Origin of the sequence: Halorussus sp. AFM4 (genome assembly GCF_051194995.1) — an archaeon.
Classification (GTDB): Archaea; Halobacteriota; Halobacteria; order Halobacteriales; family Haladaptataceae; genus Halorussus.
Genome location: NZ_JBNTJT010000006.1, coordinates 232,442 through 248,393 on the forward strand (window position 1 = coordinate 232,442; position 15,952 = coordinate 248,393).

At 70.7% G+C, this 15,952-nt stretch carries 16 protein-coding genes and 1 pseudogene; 9 read left to right on the forward strand and 8 right to left on the reverse strand.

Features of this window, described 5'->3' with window-relative positions; translation table 11 throughout:
- The first annotated feature begins 156 nt into the window (after positions 1 to 156).
- A complete protein-coding gene (locus ACQUQF_RS23660) occupies positions 157 to 357 on the forward strand; it encodes a hypothetical protein (protein WP_435181833.1) in 201 nt (66 codons plus the stop codon).
- 98 nt (positions 358 to 455) lie between these two features.
- Here ACQUQF_RS23660 and ACQUQF_RS23665 read toward each other — a convergent pair whose 3' ends face one another.
- From ACQUQF_RS23665 to ACQUQF_RS23680, 4 genes are all read right to left on the reverse strand, one after another.
- Entirely contained in the window at positions 456 to 1,475 is a 1,020-nt protein-coding gene (locus ACQUQF_RS23665) for an NAD(P)/FAD-dependent oxidoreductase (protein WP_435181835.1), read from the reverse strand.
- Positions 1,476 to 1,477: 2 nt separating this feature from the next.
- Entirely contained in the window at positions 1,478 to 2,662 is a 1,185-nt protein-coding gene (locus ACQUQF_RS23670; RefSeq protein ID WP_435181836.1) for an ABC transporter substrate-binding protein, read from the reverse strand.
- A gap of 67 nt (positions 2,663 to 2,729) precedes the next feature.
- Complete coding sequence (locus ACQUQF_RS23675; RefSeq protein WP_435181838.1) at positions 2,730 to 3,737, reverse strand: HEAT repeat domain-containing protein; 1,008 nt, start codon at positions 3,735 to 3,737, stop codon at positions 2,730 to 2,732.
- Between the two features lie 119 nt (positions 3,738 to 3,856).
- Positions 3,857 to 5,134 (reverse strand): tyrosine-type recombinase/integrase, encoded by a 1,278-nt coding sequence (locus ACQUQF_RS23680; RefSeq protein ID WP_435181840.1) that lies wholly within the window; start codon positions 5,132 to 5,134, stop codon positions 3,857 to 3,859.
- A 316-nt stretch (positions 5,135 to 5,450) separates the two neighbouring features.
- On the opposite strand from ACQUQF_RS23680, the pseudogene ACQUQF_RS23685 reads away from it, so the two are divergent.
- A pseudogene (locus tag ACQUQF_RS23685) lies at positions 5,451 to 7,195 on the forward strand (cbb3-type cytochrome c oxidase subunit I).
- 36 nt (positions 7,196 to 7,231) lie between these two features.
- Here the strand turns inward: ACQUQF_RS23685 and ACQUQF_RS23690 are convergent.
- Both ACQUQF_RS23690 and ACQUQF_RS23695 read right to left on the reverse strand, forming a co-directional pair.
- Positions 7,232 to 7,387, reverse strand: coding sequence for a hypothetical protein (locus tag ACQUQF_RS23690; RefSeq protein ID WP_435181841.1), 156 nt, complete (start codon positions 7,385 to 7,387; stop codon positions 7,232 to 7,234).
- A gap of 97 nt (positions 7,388 to 7,484) precedes the next feature.
- On the reverse strand, positions 7,485 to 8,015 hold the full coding sequence (locus tag ACQUQF_RS23695) for a DUF6789 family protein (RefSeq protein WP_435181842.1): 531 nt from the start codon (positions 8,013 to 8,015) through the stop codon (positions 7,485 to 7,487).
- A gap of 95 nt (positions 8,016 to 8,110) precedes the next feature.
- Between ACQUQF_RS23695 and coxB the strand changes: the two genes are divergently transcribed.
- The 4 genes from coxB to ACQUQF_RS23715 all read left to right on the forward strand — a co-directional run bounded on the left by coxB (position 8,111) and on the right by ACQUQF_RS23715 (position 13,099).
- Positions 8,111 to 8,920, forward strand: coding sequence for a cytochrome c oxidase subunit II (coxB, locus tag ACQUQF_RS23700; RefSeq protein WP_435181844.1), 810 nt, complete (start codon positions 8,111 to 8,113; stop codon positions 8,918 to 8,920).
- On the forward strand, positions 8,917 to 11,508 hold the full coding sequence (locus ACQUQF_RS23705; protein ID WP_435181847.1) for a cbb3-type cytochrome c oxidase subunit I: 2,592 nt from the start codon (positions 8,917 to 8,919) through the stop codon (positions 11,506 to 11,508). The genes coxB and ACQUQF_RS23705 overlap by 4 nt, the downstream gene beginning before the upstream one ends.
- 2 nt (positions 11,509 to 11,510) lie before the next feature.
- On the forward strand, positions 11,511 to 11,774 hold the full coding sequence (locus ACQUQF_RS23710; RefSeq protein ID WP_435181849.1) for a cytochrome C oxidase subunit IV family protein: 264 nt from the start codon (positions 11,511 to 11,513) through the stop codon (positions 11,772 to 11,774).
- A 119-nt stretch (positions 11,775 to 11,893) separates the two neighbouring features.
- Positions 11,894 to 13,099 carry a PQQ-binding-like beta-propeller repeat protein gene (locus ACQUQF_RS23715; RefSeq protein WP_435181851.1) on the forward strand — a complete coding sequence of 402 codons (1,206 nt, stop codon included), beginning with the start codon at positions 11,894 to 11,896 and terminating at the stop codon, positions 13,097 to 13,099.
- A gap of 93 nt (positions 13,100 to 13,192) precedes the next feature.
- Here ACQUQF_RS23715 and ACQUQF_RS23720 read toward each other — a convergent pair whose 3' ends face one another.
- A complete protein-coding gene (locus ACQUQF_RS23720; protein WP_435181853.1) occupies positions 13,193 to 13,480 on the reverse strand; it encodes a DUF7410 domain-containing protein in 288 nt (95 codons plus the stop codon).
- Positions 13,481 to 13,482: 2 nt separating this feature from the next.
- Entirely contained in the window at positions 13,483 to 13,920 is a 438-nt protein-coding gene (locus tag ACQUQF_RS23725; RefSeq protein WP_435181854.1) for a hypothetical protein, read from the reverse strand.
- A 792-nt stretch (positions 13,921 to 14,712) separates the two neighbouring features.
- Here ACQUQF_RS23725 and ACQUQF_RS23730 point away from each other — a divergent pair.
- The 3 genes from ACQUQF_RS23730 to ACQUQF_RS23740 all read left to right on the forward strand — a co-directional run bounded on the left by ACQUQF_RS23730 (position 14,713) and on the right by ACQUQF_RS23740 (position 15,802).
- Positions 14,713 to 15,018: a hypothetical protein gene (locus ACQUQF_RS23730; protein WP_435181855.1), complete on the forward strand. Its 306-nt coding sequence runs from the start codon at positions 14,713 to 14,715 to the stop codon at positions 15,016 to 15,018.
- 107 nt (positions 15,019 to 15,125) lie between these two features.
- On the forward strand, positions 15,126 to 15,443 hold the full coding sequence (locus tag ACQUQF_RS23735) for a hypothetical protein (RefSeq protein ID WP_435181856.1): 318 nt from the start codon (positions 15,126 to 15,128) through the stop codon (positions 15,441 to 15,443).
- A gap of 92 nt (positions 15,444 to 15,535) precedes the next feature.
- Positions 15,536 to 15,802, forward strand: coding sequence for a hypothetical protein (locus ACQUQF_RS23740; RefSeq protein WP_435181858.1), 267 nt, complete (start codon positions 15,536 to 15,538; stop codon positions 15,800 to 15,802).
- Positions 15,803 to 15,952: the final 150 nt, after the last annotated feature.

Consider the following 15,952-nt stretch of genomic DNA (forward strand, 5'->3'; position numbering starts at 1 on the left):
GTTTGAACGGCGCGTGAACTGTCCGCCGAACCGAGAGCTACCGTTGCAAACCCCGGCTTGTCCCGACACGGAACCGTTCGAACGCGCGAAACGCGGTTCAACCGAGTTACCACTTCATGGGCCAGTAGCGCGAGGAGTCGAACGGGGGAACACCAAATGACCACACCAAGTTCGGCGTTCTCGGAGACCGTGGAGACCTGCGAAGCGTGCGGCGAGGCGACGCCCCACGACGTCACCATCGAGATACAGACCGAGAGCAAGAAGTCCGAGAACACCGAGTTCTCGCGCGAACCGTACCGGGTCGCGGAGTGCCTGGAGTGCGGGGAGACGACGAGCAAGCGGATGAACAACGCGTAGACGATACGAGCCACCGCATCGCGCGTGCGACGGTACAGACGTATCGGCGGCTTTTTCTCGCGACCCGCCTCCGACAGAGTCCCGACGAGTCCGTCTGATCAGTCGCGGGTCTCCGGTGCCTCGTCCGCGGCCTCGATCTCGCGCGCGGCCTCGAGGATGTACTCGTCGTCGACGTGGTCGAGCAGGCGCCGCTGACCGCGAGCGACCCGGCGCTCGATCTCGTCGTCACCGAGGTACGTGTCGAACCGCCGGTCGATCTCGCGCTCGCGGAGGTCGGCGAGGCGGTCCTCGGGGACGTCGGCGTCCGCGGGGGTCCGGTCGGCGAACCACTCGCGCCACCGCTCGCGGTCGCTCCACTCGCCGTCGAGTTCGGCCTCCCTGCGCAGCCAGTCGTAGTGGTCGGCGAATGCGTCGGGGTAGCCCCGGCCGCGCCGGACGTCGGCGAGGACCGTCAGCGCCACCCGCGCGCCCCGGCCCGCGGCCACGACCGCCTGGCGGTCGGCCTCCGCGGAGGGCGAGGCGACGTAGAGGCCCTCGACCGGCGTCCGGCCGTCGCGGTCGGCGTACTCCCGGTCGAAGCGCTCGTGGGCCTCGCCGCCGCGGGAGTGGGTCTCGAACATGGCGCCCTCGTCGTCGAGGCCGCGGAGGTACTCGCCGCCGTACCGCGTGGCGGCGACGACCCGCCGAGCCGTGACGCGCCGGCCCTCCTGGGTCTCGACGACGAAGCCCTCGCCGTCGGCGCGGGAGACCGACTCGACCATGTCGGACACGAGATCACAGCCGGCCTCCTCGACGTGGTCGTGCAGCAAATCGTAGAACGTCTCGATGCCGACGCCGCCGGGGAAGCCGGGGTAGTTCTCGAGGACCGCACACTGCTGGATCGAGGAGCGGCCCCGGTCGAAGACGACCGCGTCGAGGCCGTATCGGGCGGCGAACACGCCGGCCGAGCAGCCCGCGGGCCCGCCGCCGACGACGGCGACGTCCCGGTCGCAGTCGTGGGCCCGGTCCCGGTCGTGCTGGCGGTCGGCGCCACCCCCGTCGGTCGTCGTTCGGGAGTCGGCACCCGCGTCGGTTCCACCCTGCGTCTCGGGGTCGGTGGGGGAGTCGCCGCCGGCCATCGTCAGACGTCCCCCGTCACGATGTCGGCCACCCGCTGGCGGTCGAACAGCTGCTCGCCGCCGAACTCGTCGGGGTAGAGCCCCCGGGCCGCGCGTTCGAGCTGGAAGAGGTGGACGATCGGCCCCTGGTACGTCAGCCCGCCGTAGACGACCCGGTCGTTCCGCACCGCGGTGAGCTCGCCGGCGATAGGGTGGTCCTCCAGGTGGGAGTCGATCTCGCGCTCGAAGTACCCCTGGGTAACCTCGCCCTGGAGCCGGACGGCGAGCGCGTCGGGGTCGATCTCCAGCAGGGTCTCGAAGTCGACGGTGCCGCCGCCGGCCTGGGCGTCGGTGACGCCGTGCTTCGCCAGCGCGTCGCCGACCCGGAGGTCGTTCCAGTGCTTCGACTGGGTGCCGCCCCCGATCAGGTACGGGTAGAAGGCCTCCGGGGGCACGTCGGCGGGGTACAGGACGGCCACGTCGGGCGTCTCGTCGGGGAGGCGCGACCTGACGTCCGCCAGCACCTCGTCGTGATACTGCTTGAACGCCTCGTAGCGCGCCCGCCGCTGGAAGACCTCGGCCAGCTTCTCGAAGGCCTCGTACATCGAGTAGTAGGGGTAGTCGTGCCACTCGTACGCCCGCGTGAAGACGGTGTTGCCGAGGAACGGCGCGACGTTCTCCCGGATCTCGTCGACGTCGGCCCGCTTCCACTGCAGCCGGTTGCGCATGAAGTTGGGGTCGATGACGTGGAGGTCGGCGTCGAGCTCGTAGAAGACCTCCTTGTCGGTTCCCTCCTGCCAGAGCTGGGTGAGAGCGCCCTTGTCGACGGAGACGCCGGGGAGCTGCTCGTAGAGGTGGGAACCGAACCGCGCCTTGACGCCGATGGCCGACAGGCCGTCGGCCCGCCCGAGCGCGACGCCCATGTCGGCGTAGTCGGCCGTGTACGGGAACCACGTCTCGGGCGGTTCGTCGAACTCGACGGCGCCGACCGGCTCCATCCGCACCGAGTACGAGCCCGACGATTCGGTCGTGGCGTCGTTCCCGCCGGTCGACGCTTCCGTGGTCGTCGCCGCGTCGGTAGTCGATCCGGTCGACGAGCCCGTCTCGCTCCGCCCAGCACAGCCCGCGAGCAGACCGCCGAGGCCCACGGCCGCGCCCGTTCTCAGCAGTCGACGCCTGGTCGAGTCGCACCGCGAATCTCGCGCCATGAGGTTTAGGTTCGCCTAAACCGATAAAGAGATTTCGTCTTTTCGGCGCGCCTAAACCCGGCCGGAGTCACCGCGGCGCGCCGCACCGCGGACACAGCGGCGGCCCCGCCTCGGGGAGTTCGAGCCCGCAACCGGGACACGCGTCGCCGTCGGGCGACGCCACGTCGTCGGCGACGTCGGCGGTCGTCTCCCGGATCGCCGCCACGGAGCCGACGTCGTCCGGGGCTCCGTCCGGGCGCGGCTCGTCGTCCGTCGCGCCGACGGCGTACCGGGCGCGCTCGGCGACGAACGTCTCGTCGTCGGTCAGTTCCGCGAGGTCCGAGCGCGGGACGGTGAGGTCGCCCTCCGGCGCCCGCCCGAGCAGTCCGAGCGCCTCGGCGGCCCGGCCCCGGACGTAGGGGTTCTCGTCGGCCAGTCGCGCGCAGAGGGCGTCGCGGGCGTCGGCGAGCGCCGCGGGGTGCTCGCACCCGACGACCGCGAGCGCGGTACACAGGTGATAGCGCACGAGGTCGGTCCCGTCGTCGAGGTGCTCGGCCAGGTCCGCCGCCCGGTGGCGGAGCCGGTCGGGGTCGCCGAGCGCGACGTGTTCGAGCGCCTTCGCGAGCTTCTCGCGGACCTCGGGCTCGTCCAGCGACAGGCCGACCCGGAGGTCGGCCAGCGTCTCCGGAGAGGCGACGTCGTCGGGGCGCTCCAGCGCGACGTACCCCAGCGCCTCGGCCGCTCGCGCCCGGACGAAGTAGAACTCGCCGTCGTCGGCGAGGCGGTCGGCGAGCGGCGGGACGACCGGGGCGGCCGCCTCCGGCGCCGCCTCCGCGACCGCGACGAGCGCTTTCGCGGCCGAGAGCCGCACCGACCGGTCCGGGTCCTCGAGAAACGCCGCCAGAGCGGTGCGCACGGGGGCCGGGGCGCGGGCGAGGTCGCCGGCGCTCGACCGGAGCGACTGCATCGCCTCCTTGCGCTCCGCGACCGACGCCGACCGCAACCGATCGAGCGCCGCGACGGCCTCGTCGGTCGCGCCCTGCTCGACGAGCCTCCGCACGCGCTCGGCCGAGGGCGGTGAGGTGGAGTCGTCCATGAATCCGTTCGTCCGAACGAGGTCCGCGGAGCAACGTCAATATTTCCAGTCCAGGTGAAGCGTGTACGGACCCGAAGCGTGACTCGGCACCCGCTCAGTTCCGTATAGCAGTTAATGATTTACCCCTCGAACGCCGCCGCCAGTTCCCGGCGCATGAACTCCCGGCGGACCTTCCGGGAGCGCTCCTCCGAGAGGTAGTTCGAGAGGACCACCCGCGGGTCGTCGCTGCCCTGCTCGGCAGCGATGTCCTCGAGCCCCTCGAGGACCGCCTCCAGCGCCGACGTGTACGTGTCGTACCAGTACCGCCGGCAGAGCTGCGGACTCGGGCGCTCGCCGTCGATCTCCTCGGGCAGGCCGGCCCGCTCGGCCAGCCCGCGGAACCGCGACCAGATGGTCTCGCGGGTCGCGTGGGGGTCGGCGCCCTGCTCCGAGGGAAACAGGTAGCCCGACCAGCCCTCGCGGGCGGCCAGCTCGTCGAGGCGGTCGTCGAGCGCGTCGAGCCCGTAGACCAGATTCACCTCGCCCGGCCCGTTCTTCCGCTCGGCGAAGGTGACGTACGGCACTTCCCCGTCGTCGACGTCCCGGACGAACTGCGACACGTGGAGGGCGGCCACCTCGTTGGCCCGGAGTCCCCACGCCGCGAGCGCGACGACCAGCAGGCGCTCGTGGGGCGAGTCGGCGGCCCGGACGAGCGCGCGCACGTGCGAGGTGGAGAGCCGTGCGGGGTCGGACTCCGCGACCTGCCACTTGAACTCGTCGTAGAGCCCCGTTGCGGGGTTGACCGCCGCGAGGCGCCGGCCCACCAGGTGCTGGTACCAGTCGTCGACCACGCTCCGGACCCGGGTCTTCGTCCGGGCGCCGTACTCCCGGTCGTTGAGCCAGTCGAACGCGGCGTAGCAGGCGTGGACCGCCTCGTGGGTGGGGACGCCCGAATCGGTCGCCACCGGCGAGAGCAGGTCGTCGTCGCCGTTGGCCTCGCGGTAGGCCCTGACGTAGAGGTTGAGCCGGCCGCGCTTGGCGGCGATCGACGACTCCCGGAGCGAGTGGCGCGACCGCCGGCTGTCGAGGAACCCGCGGAGCGCCTCCAGGGTCGGGTCGTGGTCGGTCGCCCAGTCGTAGCCGGTGTCGTCGCCCAGCCCCAGGTCCTCGCGCCAGAACTCGCCGAACGACCGGTCGTGGTGGCGCCGGAGCGCCGCGAGGAACGCCCGGAGCCCCTCCTCGCGGAACCACTGGTGGGTGGGGCGGTGGGCCTCGGGGTCGCGCCCCGCGGCATCGAGTCGGGGTGCGACGACGTCCCAGTAGAGCTCGCGGAAGTCGTCGAGCGAGCAGGTCGGCCAGCGCACGTCCGCGAAGGGGTCGCTTGATTCCTTGGCCGTCGATTCGGCGGTCCCGCTCACGGGCAGTCCCCCCTGCTGGAGTCGTTCGGTCGGGGAAGGCCGCAAACTCCGGCAGTCGTGGATTCTAAGCGCGGCATTCTCGGGTGGTTCGCCGCTTCTCACGCTTCGCTTATAATTCTGTGGGAATAACCGACTGGTGGAGTCCGTTAGACCCACGGAATATTCGGCCGCGTCGCCGCCCGCACTGATAAACCGTATTTCGATATACTGAATCCGCAGCGGCGGTGCGCCGGGAGTCCCCGCGCAGAACGGTACGTGACCCGACCGAACATGTGCCGGACAAGTTCCACGGCGGTACCCCCGGAAGGAGGTCCACATGGTAGCGATTCGACCGATCCTCGCCGTGGCGACGGGCCTCCTGCTGGTCGGGGTGGGCTGGTGGGTCGCGAGACTGGAGGACTGGCACTCCTACGCGCCCGCCGGCGGCCGGACCGACGCGGAGGCGACCGAGACCGGGACGGAGAAACCCTCGGGGCTGCTCCGCTGGCTGACGACCGTCGACCACAGGGACATCGGACTGCTCTACGGCGTCTTCGCGCTCGTCTCGTTCGCCTGGGGCGGGGTCGCGGTCCTGCTGATGCGGACCGAGCTCGTGACCCCGCCGGTGGACCTGCTGGGGGCGAACTTCTACAACGCGCTGCTGACCACTCACGGCATCACGATGCTGTTCCTGTTCGGGACGCCGGTCCTGGCGGCGATCTCGAACTACTTCGTCCCGCTGTTGATCGGGGCCGACGACATGGCGTTTCCCCGGATCAACGCCATCGCCTTCTGGCTCCTCCCGCCCGCGGCCCTGCTCATCTGGGGCGGCGTCCTCTTGGAGCCGTTTCTCGGTGACATCTCGGGCGCCCAGACGGCGTGGACGATGTACCCGCCGCTGTCGGTCGAACAGGCCAATCCCGGCGTCGACCTCATGCTGCTGGGGCTGCACCTCTCGGGCGTCTCGGCGACGATGGGGGCGATCAACTTCATCGCGACCATCTTCGCCGAGCGCGGCGAGGAGGTGACCTGGGCGAGCCTCGACCTGTTCTCGTGGACCGTGCTGGTCCAGTCCGGCCAGATCCTGTTCTCGTTCCCGTTGCTCGGCAGCGCGCTCGTCATGCTGCTGCTCGACCGCAACTTCGGGACCGCCTTCTTCGCGGCGGAGGGCGGCGGGCCCATCCTGTGGCAGCACCTCTTCTGGTTCTTCGGCCACCCGGAGGTCTATATTCTCGTTCTCCCCCGATGGGCCTGGTGAGCCTCATCCTGCCGCGGTTCGCGGGCCGGAAGCTGTTCGGGTTCAAGTTCGTGGTGTACTCGACACTCGCGCTCGGCGTGCTGTCGTTCGGCGTCTGGGCCCACCACATGTTCGCGACCGGCATCGACCCGCGCATCCGGGCGTCGTTCATGGCGGTCTCCATCGCCATCGCGGTGCCGAGCGCGGTCAAGACGTTCAACTGGATCACGACGATGTGGAACGGGCGGGTGCGGCTCGCGGCACCGATGCTGTTCTGCGTCGGCTTCGTGGCGAACTTCATCGTGGGCGGCGTGACGGGCGTGTTCGAGGCGGCGATCCCGGTCGACCTGGTGCTGCACGACACCTACCACGTGGTCGCGCACTTCCACTATGTCATCATGGGCGGCATCGCGTTCGCGGTGTTCGCGGCCGTCTACTACTGGTTCCCGCTGTTCACCGGCCGGATGTACCAGCGCACCCTCGCGAGGTGGCACTTCTGGCTGTCGATGGTCGGCACCAACGTCACCTTCTTCCCGATGATCCTGCTGGGCTACGGCGGGATGCCCCGCCGGTACGCGGGCTACGACCTGACGGTCGGCCCCGCGGCCTACTTCGCGGACCTCCACCAGGTCGCGACGGTCGGGGTGTACCTGCTCGCGCTCGGCCAGCTCGTCTTCGTCTGGAACGTCGTCACCTCGTGGCTGGAGGCGCCTCGGGTCGAGGACCCCGACCCGTGGAATCTGGCGGACGACGGCCTCCGGACGCCCGAGTGGGCGTGGTTCGAGCGGAAGGTCGAGACCGCGCTCGCGGACGGCGGCGGCGGCGAGTCGGACGAGGGGGAGTAGTCGATACGTCTCCAGCGAGCGACTCGGGAGGCGCGCTCACTCGGCCGCGACCGTTCTCGTCAAGCTGTCGGCGACCTTGCCGCCGAAGAATCCGAAAATTCCGGCGAGCGTCGCGGTCGCCACGCCGCCGAGGGCGAATCCGACCGCGAAGCCGAGGATGCCGAAGACGAGTCCGAGCGCCTGGGTGTTCATACCGGAGCAAAGAGCAGGGCCGCCAGGTGCGTTGCGCCGAACGTCTTCGGGGCGGTCCAGTTGTGCGGGGCGGCCCCAGTCGTGCGGCGCGACCCCGCTACACGAGCGTCTCGGGCCTGTCGCCGAGGTAGTCGAACACCGCCCCGAGCGTGAACCCGTACGAGAAGTGCGCGCCGAGCGTCAGCACCAGGTACAGCGCCAGCGTCAGCCCCGTGTAGTCGACGTAGAACGCGGGCGCGAACCCGGTCCAGAGCACGAACCCGAACGGGATGCCCTTGACGGCGTACTTCTCGCCGGGCAGGTACGACCCGATCGACGCGAACAGCAGCGGCCACATCACCATCCCGGTCAGCAGGAACAGCACGTAGCCGACCGCGGGCGGGTTCGCCGCGAACAGCGCGTCGAGACCGGTGAGCTCGGCCAGCGTGGCGAACTCGTTGATGTCGAACGCGCCGACCGACGCCGCGATGAGCAACCCGACCGTCAGCGAACCGGTCCCGACCAGGCCGCCGACCGCGCCGATCAGTCCGTCGACGACGATGCCCCAGAGGTGGTCGAAGTCCGGTTCGGCCGCCTCCGTGGCCTCGCCGGGCAGTTCGGTCGAGAACTCTGACTCCTCCCCATCCATGTCGGTAGTTACCACATGACAGTGGATAAGCGTTGCTCTATGTAACATATAATTGTGGGGAACCAATAAGTATATGAAGCGTGTTATCACCACCCATGGTTCAGTTGGCCGGAGCGTTACTCGTCGCCGTTCACGAGGTCATCCCGGCCCAGTCCGGGATCATCCCGAAGGGGACGAGAGTGGAGGTGTTCCAACGAATATTCACGGTGTTCCTCGCGCTGGGGACGCTGGTGGGCGTCGTCGTCATCGGCTACATGGTGTACAACGCCTACAAGTACCGCGACCGCGACGGTCGGGCGGCCGACGACAGCGTCCCGAGCCTGGGCGAGTTGCCGTCCGGCGGCGGCGGCGGACGGAAGCTGTTCGTCTCGTTCGGCCTCAGCACGGTGATCGTGGTCTCGCTCATCGCGTGGACCTACGGCACCCTGCTGTACGTGGAGGCCGACTCGCCCGCCGAGGGCGAGCAGGGGCTCGAAGTGGACGTTGTCGGCTTCCGGTTCGGCTGGGAGTTCGTCTACCCCAACGGCCACACCGCCAGCACGCTGCGCGTGCCAGCGGGCGAGACGGTCCAGCTCACCGTCACCTCGGACGACGTGTTCCACACGTTCGGAGTACCGGGGTTGCGGGTGAAGACCGACGCGATACCCGGACAGACCACCGACACCTGGTTCCAGGCGAACGAGACGGGGACCTACCAGGCCCGGTGCTTCGAGCTCTGCGGCCGGGGCCACTCGTACATGACCGCCGACGTCGTGGTGATGGAGCCCGACGCGTTCGAGGCGTGGTACGCCAACACGTCGAGCCCGAACGGGTCGGCGTCGAACAGCTCCGCGCTCGGCGCGCCGGCGGGGCAGGGTAGCGCGCTGACCGCTGCGCCGGCGCCCGCACAGGGGGTGGTCGGATGACCGACGACGAGGTACCCGACGCCGGGACCGCAGCCGACGGCGGCGCGGCGTCCGACGGCGGCTACGCCGACGCGACCCACGGCGCCGACCACCACCACGACCTGCCCGAGCCCGGGAGCATCAAGCGGTGGCTGGTCACGACCAACCACAAGGACGTCGGCGTGCTCTACACCGTCACCGCGCTGTTCTTCCTGGTGTTCGGCGGCGTGCTCGCGCTGCTGATGCGGCTCCAGCTCTGGACGCCCGGCGCGAGCCTGCTCGGACCGTTCCAGTACAACCAGGCGGTGTCGGCCCACGGGCTCATCATGATCTTCTGGTTCCTCTCGCCGTTCGCGTTCGGGTTCGCCAACTACGTGGTGCCGCTCCAGATCGGCGCGAAGGACCTCGCCTTCCCGCGGCTGAACGCGCTGTCGTACTGGCTCTACCTGTTCTCGGGGATCCTGCTTGGCGTGTCGTTCTTCCAGGGCAGCACGTTCGCGGGCGGCTGGACGATGTACGCGCCGCTGAACCTCCCGGTGTACACCCCGAACATCGGGGCGAGCACCGCGGTGCTGGCGCTGACGATGTTCACCGCCTCGGTCACCATCGGCTCGGTGAACTTCCTGACGACGATGCACCGGATGCGCGCCGAGGGGCTGACCCTCCGGCGGATGCCGCTGTTCACGTGGACCATCCTGCTGACGACGTGGATGATGCTGTTCGCGTTCGCGGCGCTGCTGGCGGCGCTGATGATCCTCTCGTCGGACCGCCTGCTGGGCACCCAGTACTTCGCGGCCACGGGGCACGCCGGGTCGCTGCTGTGGGCCCACCTGTTCTGGTTCTTCGGCCACCCCGAGGTGTACATCGTCTTCTTCCCGGCGCTGGGCGTGATGGCCGAGTGCTTCCAGACGTTCACCGGGCGGCGGCTCGTGGGGCGCAAGTGGTTCATCGCGGCGATGGTGCTGGTCGCGCTCCAGAGCTTCTTCGTCTGGATGCACCACATGTTCCTGACGTCGATCAACCTCCAGATCAAGACGCTGTTCATGGCGACCACCATCGGCATCTCGCTGCCGTTCGACCTGATGGTGTTCGCGCTCATCTACACCACCGTCAAGGGCCGGGTCCGGTTCACCACGCCGTTCCTGTTCTCGTTCGGCGCGCTGATCCTGTTCATCCTCGGGGGCATCACGGGCGTGTTCCTCGGGGCGGTCGTGCTCGACTACGAGTTCCGGGGCACCTACTGGGTGGTCGCGCACTTCCACTACGTGATGGTCGGCGGCGTGACCGCGCTGGTCGGGGGCCTCTACTACTGGTACCCGAAGATGACGGGCAAGATGTACGACGAGTTCCTCGGGAAGGTCCACTTCGCGCTGTACTTCGTCGGGTTCAACCTGCTGTACTTCCCGATGTTCGTCGCCTGGGAGACGCCCCGGCGCGACTTCGTCTACCCCGAGGCGTTCGTGACCTGGCACCAGATCGCGACCGTCGGCGGGTTCATCCTCGGGGCGTCGTTCCTCGTGATGTTCTACAACCTCGCGGTCAGCCTGTGGGCGGGCGAGGAGGCCGGCGACAACCCCTGGCAGTACTCGACGACGACCGAGTGGGCCGTCCCCTCGCCGCCGCCCCTGGAGAACTTCCCCGGCCGGCCGTCGTTCTCGGGCGGGTCGCTGGAGTTCCGGCCGGGTGCGGGGCTCGCCAACGGCGGGGAGCGCGACCCCGGCGACCCCGACCCGCGGACCGCCTCCGACGGCGGCGCGATCGGGGCCGACGTCGAGGTCGACGCGCTCGCGGGCGAGGAGTCCGAGCCCGAGAGCCACGCCAGCGTCTGGCCGTTCGCCATCGGGGTCTCGTCGTTCGTGCTGCTGCTCGGCATGTCGGGCATGCAGGGCGCGAGCTACCCGTCGGGGCTGGCGGGCGCGGGCTACGTCGCGCTGACGGTCGGCGGTCTGCTGGCGCTGCTGTGGACGCTGGTCCGGATGGCCGGCGAGCGGTTCCACGGGCCGACCGGCCCGTTCGGCGAGAGCTGGCCGTTCGAGGCCGTCGAGAACACCAAGCTCGGCGTGTGGATCTTCCTGGCCAGCGACGTGGTGCTGTTCGGGGCGTTCATCGGCTCGTACGCCTTCATCCGGGTGGCCGAGGGGTGGACCGACTGGCACCACCTGATACCGGCCGCCCACGTCCCGCTGCCGGGGCTCGTCAACACCTACATCCTGCTGACCAGCAGCTTCACCGTCGTGCTCGCGCTCGTCGCGGCCGAGAGGGGGAGCCGACTCGGCCTGGTGGCGTCGCTGGCGACGACGTTCGTGCTCGGGGTCGCGTTCCTCATCAACAAGGCGCTGGAGTGGCTCCACCTGTTCCACGTCCACACCGAGGCGTTCCCCCACGGCTGGGACATCGGGACGAACGTCGCCTCCTCGACGTTCTACCTGACCACCGGACTCCACGGCCTGCACGTCATCGCGGGACTCGTCGTCACGCTCTACCTCATCAGGCGGGCGTGGAACGGCGCGTACCTCGACGACGACCGGCCGGTCGAGTACTTCGGGCTGTACTGGCACTTCGTGGACATCGTGTGGCTGTTCCTGTTCCCGCTGTTCTACATCCTGTGACCATGACCAGGCTCAAACTCTACACCGCGATTTACGTCGTCCTGTTCGCCTTCGCGACCGCGCAGGTGCTCGTCGAGCAGTCGGGCGGGCTACCCTACTGGACCGCGTTCTGGGTCATCATCGCGCTGTCGTTCGTGAAGGTGCTCATGGTCGCGTGGTACTACCAGCACCTCAAGTGGGAGCCCCGGTCGATCGCCTTCACGATGTTCGTGGGCCTGCTCGCGGCGCTGGCGCTGACGACCGCGGCCGCCTACTCGATCCTCTGAGAGCGGCCCAGCGGCCCCGCGGCCCCGCGCCGCACGGTCCGGGTCGAATCCGGGGCGACGGGATTCGACCACCCGGCGTGTCACAAGGATTTTGCTTCTGCGGGGGAATCGTCCGGTCGATGCCCTCCACACGCCGACAGTTCCTCGCCGCCACCGCCGGTCTCGGCGCCGCGACCCTCGCGGGCTGTACGGGTCAGAGCGACACCGACGCGTCGTTCTCGCCCGGCACCGACGACGCCACCGAGTGGCGGTTCCCTGACGCCGACCGGTGGTCGACCGCGTACGTTCGCGACGCCGCCGCGCCGCGGACCGGCGTCTCCGAGCGCTGGACCGTGGAGATCCCGGGCGCGAACGACCGGCCGGTCGTCGCCGACGGCACCGCCTTCGTCCCCGCGGTCGACGGCCTCGTCGCGCTCGACCTCGCGTCCGGCGACGAGCGCTGGTCGTTCGCGCCCTCCGGCCAGCCGTGGGCGCGTTCGCCGACGGTGGTCGACGGCACCGTCTACGCCGGGTTCGCCGACGACCGCGGGCTCCGGGCGCTCGACGCCGCGACCGGCGACGTCCGGTGGGCGGTCGAGACCCGCGGGTCGGTCCGGGCCGGCGTCGTCCCGAACCGGAACGGCGAGCGGGTCTACGCCGGCGACGACACCGGGCGCGTGTACGTCCTCGACGCCGCCGACGGTACGGTGGAGCACACCTACGACGTAGTCGGCGAGGTCACCGCGCTCGCGATGGGCCGGATAACCGCGGTCGTCGGGACGAACGGCGGCGAGGTGTACGAGCTGTACGACGACGGCGAGGCGTTCTACCCGCTCTGGCGGCGCCGGGTCGCCGGCGGCGTCCGGGACCTCGCCGTCGAGGACGGCGGGTCGGTGCTCGTCTCGGTGTTCGGCGACTACGTCTACCGACTCCGGAACGGCGCCCACGCCGGGACGAGCGCGTGGCGCGCCGAGTTCACGGCCAACGACTTCGCGGCCGCGGGCTCCCGCCTCGTCGGGGCGAACCTGTCGTCGACGGCGAGTATCGGACTCAGGGACGGCGAGAAGCGGTGGTCCCGGTCCGGCGGCGGCTCCTGTGCGCCCGCCGCGGCGGGCGACACGTTCTACGTCGGCGGCGAGTACGGGGACGACGCGAAGGGCGGCTACCTGGCCGCCTACCCCCTCGGCGGCAGCGACGGTCTCCTCAGCGACGGGCCGAAGCCCCGGTGGAAGCGCGACCTCCCCGGCAAGCCGACGGGGGGACTGACGGTCGCGGACGGGGCGCTGCTGGCCGTGACGAGAGGCGGCGACGCTCCCGACCGCGCGCACGCGTACGACCCCGCCTGACGCCACGCAATCCAGTCTGACGCCACGGCGCTCCGCCTGACGCCACGGTGTTCCAGACGAGACGAGTCGCCGCCCGGAGTCGACCCCCGGTGTTCACCCCGGCGCCTGCATCGCCGACACCGCCATGTACGTCAGCAGGAGGACGGCGTACACCGCGACCAGCGCCGCGACGACCTTGAGGTGGTAGACGAACAGCTCCTCGCGCTCGGTCTCCAGCGCGTCCTCGTAGGCCCGGCGCTGGTCGGCCGAGCAGGCGTCGGCGTGGAAGTCCCCGACGTGGAGCGCGCACAGTCGCTCGGTCCGGAACGGCCGGCTGCAGTGGGGGCACCGGCTCGGCGCCTCGCCGTCGGGCACCCGCACGTCCGAGTCGGCGACCGACACGGTCACCCTCCGAGGACGAGCTTGACCGCGACGCCGGCCACGAACAGCGAGCCGAACACCCACAGGCTCAGCAGCGCCGCCTGGGCGCTCGCCAGCCCGCGGAACCGCGCGGAGCTGTAGGTGCCCCAGAGCAGGAACCCGACGAGCAGGCCGCCGAACACCAGCGCCACCGCGGTCCAGCCGCCCACCGCGGCCGCGAACGCCGCGTCGCTCACGAGCAGCACCGCGCCGCCGCCGGCGACCAGGATCATCGCGAGGAACCCGGCGATCCAGGCCCCCATAGACCCCGAGTCGCCGGCCGACCGCGGCAGGTCGCGCACCGTCCCGCCGTCCGCCGGATCGTAGCGCCGCCAGTTCTCCATCCGGACGACGAACGCCCAGACCGCGAGCAGCACCGCGCCGGTCGCGAGGGCGCTCGCCAGGTAGGCTGTCTCGGCCATGAGAGTCGCTCCTGATAGATTGTTAGATAGTAACAAGCATAAAGGTTGACCCGGCGAGGACGACCACCGACGGCGAGGCCGGGCCCGCGATCCCGCCACACATTGTCTACCGGTAACACAGCTCAGTCAGTTTTAATAGACAACCGGTTGAAGAACTGAACACTTCAGCCGCCCGGACCGACCGGGCGCGCGAGGTGATACACCCATGAACTGTCCCCCACTCCGTGCCCGCACCCACGGTAGCTCCGCCGGGAGCGCCGCGTCCGGAGTGAAGGGGTTCGGCAATGCCGCCGGGAGTATTCCGGTGGCCGATGCCGAGCCGGGGACCCACATGGGCGATAGTCCGTATCGCCTCGAACGGACCACCCCGACCGCGTAGGGCGTTCGCGGCCGCCGACGGACCCGCTCCGTCGGCAACGCGACGCCGGGTCGGCTCGCTTCCTCCCGAACCCACGACCCGGAAGCGAGCCGCGTGCGTCGGGCGCGTGGTCCGTTCGGCCACGTCCTTCTCCGGCGCACCGACCCGGTAGCCGCGACGCGCCGTCGCGCGTCGGTCACCCGCCGACCAGACCCATCTGTGCTCCCGACAGCGCCGCCGCCGGCGGTCGCGGGCGAGAGCCCGCCGGGAGCCACCGACCGCGACCGCATCGACGCGGTTCCGACCGCGATCGAACGACGACCGACACACCGCGACCCACGCACCCGAAATCCGTGACCGTCCGAGCACGCACCCACAGACGCTGATCGCACCGACCCACCGATCGCCAACCGACCACACCACCGACACGACCCATGTCCGCACCTACGATAGACGCGACCGCAGACCTCGAAGTACACGTTCCCCGCGGCGACGACGGCACCCTGCGGGACGGCGTCGCCGCCGTCCTGGGCCGGAGCGCCGCGGTCGACCGCACGGAGGTCGTCGACATCTCGGGGGTGACCCCGACGCTCAACGACCTCCGGGTCGCCGCCTCGGTCCGGCTCCACGTCCGGGTCGACGACTCGGTCGAGGACGAGCGGGCGGCGGTCCGCGAGACCGTCGCCGACCAGTTCGGCGTCCGGGCCGTCACCGCCGTCGAGACCGACCGCTCGGCCTGACCGACCGCCCGGGCTGACCGACCGCCGGAGGCGACGCCGACGCCGGACGCCGACGACGCGGAACCCGGCGCACCGCCCGACGACCGACACCGACCCGACCCAGACCGATGCGACACACGCTACCCACGACCGAACTGCCCACGAGAACGACGCTGCGGACCGCCGCCGCCCGGGCGCTCGCCGCGACCGGCCGGTCCGCCCGGCGCGGGGCCGTCCTCGTTGCCGCGGCCGCGACCGTCGCGACCGCCACCGCGGCCCTCGCGGTCGCGCTCGGTGCGGGCGTGACGGGCCTGCCCGCGCACCTGCCGGGCCCGCTCGTCGCGCCCGCCCTGCTCGGCGCCGTCGCGGCGGCGGTCGCCGCGCTGCCCCTGCTGGCGCTGGCCGCGGCCCGGGTCGCGCTCCGCCGCCTCGACCGCCGCGCGTGAGGCGGTCCCCGGACGCGACCCCCGATAGGCCCCGCTTACGGCCGGGAAGGCCCGGCATAACAATGGAAACGGAGCACCGAGGACTCGGTGACATGGACCTGAAAGACATCACGCGCGGACTGCGAGGGGACGACGAGGACGCGCCGGCGGACGACGAGACGGGGGAGGCGACCGGCTCACGGTCGCCGCCCAGCGCCGTCGCCTCGGACCGCCACGAACCGTCCGGCGACGACACCTCGTCGGCCGGCGCCGACCGCGAGGACGCCCACGTCTGCCCGTTCTGCGAGACCGAGTTCGACCCCGACCGCGGCGCCTGCCCCGAGTGCGACGCCGAGATCGTCCTCCGGGGGACGCGGTAACCCGCCTCCCGCGAGGCCGAACCGACCGGAGACGCACCGGATCGGCTCGACTTCCGGCCGGGCCGGCGGCGCCCTCGAATCGGACGCCCCGGCGCGACCGGTTTCGACGCCCGGAGTCCGACCCTGACGCGTCGGCAACCGCCGCTTGTG